Annotated in this window: 2 protein-coding genes; both read right to left on the bottom strand. The window is 60.7% G+C overall.

The genetic code is table 11. The annotated features are described in order from the left end of the window. Nucleotides 1-447 precede the first annotated feature (447 nt). Nucleotides 448-1,572, bottom strand: a complete 1,125-nt coding sequence (locus NTW26_11615; GenBank protein MCX7022894.1) for a hypothetical protein — start codon at nucleotides 1,570-1,572, stop codon at nucleotides 448-450. A 392-nt stretch (nucleotides 1,573-1,964) separates the two neighbouring features. Then, complete coding sequence (locus NTW26_11610; GenBank protein MCX7022893.1) at nucleotides 1,965-2,477, bottom strand: hypothetical protein; 513 nt, start codon at nucleotides 2,475-2,477, stop codon at nucleotides 1,965-1,967. Nucleotides 2,478-2,720: the final 243 nt, after the last annotated feature.

The following is a 2,720-nucleotide window of genomic DNA, read 5'->3' as shown; positions in this document are numbered from 1 at the left end:
GCATTTTTCCTCGCTTTTAAGCTGAAAGGAGGTGGATTGTGTTTCGCGGTGATGATAGCAACCGGCCCGCGGGGCGGTCAACGGTCGGCATGGCGGGCGCCGTTCGTCGCTCCGACCCTCACCCTGACCCGTAGGCGAGACTTTCCATGGGAGGGAGAGGGGTTAGGAACCCCTCACCCCAGCCCTCCCCCCAAAGGGGGGAGGGGGTAAATGGCGGCCCTCGCCCCGGCTCTTGTCATACAATTTGCGATGACGTAGGGGCGGGTCTCCTGACCCGCCCGCGGGCGACCGTGGACGATCGCCCCTACGGGATGGGAGAGGGAGTATATGGCAGCCCTAACCCCAGCACGAACCTCACAGACTTAGTCAGAGGGGAAAGGGCGACCGATGGAGCTATGAAAAAGGGGCCGGACGACCGACCCCTTTTCGTCTTTGAACCGATCGAGACTAGAACTGGGCCTTGATCGTGCCCCAGGTGGTGTGGGCGATGTCGAGGTACTCGCCATCGTCCACGGCGGTCCAACCGGAGAGGTCGTCGAAGGCGTCATCGATGTCGGCCGAGATATCGGCGGTGCCCAGCAGGACCTCGAAGAAGTCCGACCCGCCGATGTCGCAGTAGGAGGCATAGAAGTCCAGATCAACGCTGCTGCTGCCGGAGCAATCAATGGCCGGGGAGATCAGATGGGAATTTATCCCGTAGTACCACCAGTCGGAGTCGGCATCGGCGCAGTAGCCGCTGCCGCCGGCGTAGTTGGTCCGGTAGACCGTGTCGTTTCTCTCCCAGCTATAGCCCTCGTAGTCAACAATGGTCCAGCCGCTGGGGGGGAAGGAGGACTCGAACTGCTCGTTGAGGAGCTCGCCGCGGGAGTCGTCGGTGATGACAACCTGGTCCACCTCGGCATACCAGTCCCAGCCGCCGTCGTCGTAGTGGAAGTCCACGGCGAGGGGGCCGCCGGCGCCGGCGGAGAGGTCTACGTTGACCGCCTCGCCCGGGCCCCAGGCGCTGTGGGAAGTGTTCCAGTAGAGGACCTGGGTCCACGCGAAGGTCACGCCGTCCCAGGAGTAGACGCCGGCATCGTTCAGACGCACGCCGTCGTCCACGCCGGTCGCATCGGACACCCAGTAGAAGACGATGTAGACATCATCTTCACCGAGGACGCTCCCCAGATCGAGGTTCTCGCCGGTCCAGGTGCCCACGTTGGTGTCGTAGACCGCCAGGGGTGTCTCCGCGTCGGGATCGAAATCGCCGGAGAGGGGCTCGTAGTTCACGGCGTAGACGGCGAAGTAGTCGTTGGCGTCGGCCGTAGCGAGGGTATAGGAGAAGGTGAGATAGGCGCTGGTGGCAGCGGATAAATCAATACCGTCGGAGTTGTAGAGCCAGGTCTTGTCGCCTAGACCGTACTGGGTTTCACTGTCAACGATACAGGCGGCCACGTCGTCGCTGCCGTCGTTGTAGGCCTGCCAGTGGGCGGTTTGGGCGTCGTTGGACCCGCCGACGGACAGGAAGGGGGTGGAGCCTGCGTATGCAACGCAAAGCAGCGCCACGGACAAGATTACAATGAGCTTACGCATGGGAATCTCCTTTTTTGGGGGGTTGGGTCTATCTCTTTTTCAGCTTGCAGAACGGTCGAGAAAAGGGGTACCGATTAAACGGTACTTACCTTTTAAGAATGGACGAGAGGAGGGAAACGGGTTCATTGGTACTTTATGCGTGTATTCGCCCGCCGCTATCCGTCCATCTGGTTAGTTGAGATGTTGTACTCTTTACACAAACTACACATGTACAATAGCAAGGATCTTGTCGGGTGTCAAGCCCGTGTCCATGGGGGTATTTTTGCCGCGAACACTCATCCCGCGGGGGAGGGGGGCGCACTCACCATCAATCACCCTCCCCGCGGTTCGGGCGGTGAATCTCATGTAAAAAAAGGGCCCCATCGGGGGCCCCTATCTACCGGGAACGTCGGCTAAAGGTTGACCTCCCAACGCCACACGTTGCACCCCGGTAGCTCCTCCCCACGCCAGACGAAGCCTTCCTTGGGCCTGTCCGCGGGCAGCTGAGGGGCGACCTTTTCCAACATCACTATACGGTCGGCCCCGAGGTCGGCATCGTTCCGGTCCAGGCGATTGTAAGAGATGCGCACGGTGGCGCCCCAATCGCCCGCTGCGGGGAAGAGGGAAACCAGGAAATAGCACCGGTCGTCGAGCACGTAACTCCCGTCGAGGGGGACGGTCTCGACCCGGCCGTCGGTGAAGCTGACCTGGCAGGAGACAAAGCCGTCCGCGGGTACGGTGCCCTTTATCAGCCAGACGTTGATGTCGCCGCTGTTCCCTTCACCGGTGTCGGTTTTATCGCTGGTGACTATCGAGGCGTGGTATTGCGCCGCGGCCTGGGTCTGCTGCTGACCGAAATGCAGAACCCCCACGGTGAGCACCAGGACGGCGAAAGCGGCTAAGATGATGAGGTTCTTTGGCTTCAAGATTCTTCCCGGACGGGATTGCGACCTATTGTTAAGCAAACTCCGTGCCACGTACAGACCAAAGGAGCCTTGGAAGCTAAACGCGGCTTTCTTAATAAATTATAAAAATCGAGCTTCCCGCCGTCGCCGGCATCCGTACCCCCCGCGCCGATTCGACGGGGGTAAAATGTAACGACCCGTCGCCCCTGGGAACGCCCGGCTAATTGTGCTAACCTTCCCGGTGACGAGGACGGCTCCGAGCCT

The organism is bacterium, assembly GCA_026398675.1.
GTDB lineage: Bacteria > RBG-13-66-14 > RBG-13-66-14 > RBG-13-66-14 > RBG-13-66-14 > RBG-13-66-14.
Note: the sequence above shows the minus strand (reverse complement) of the source record. Positions and strands in the feature narration are given on the sequence as shown.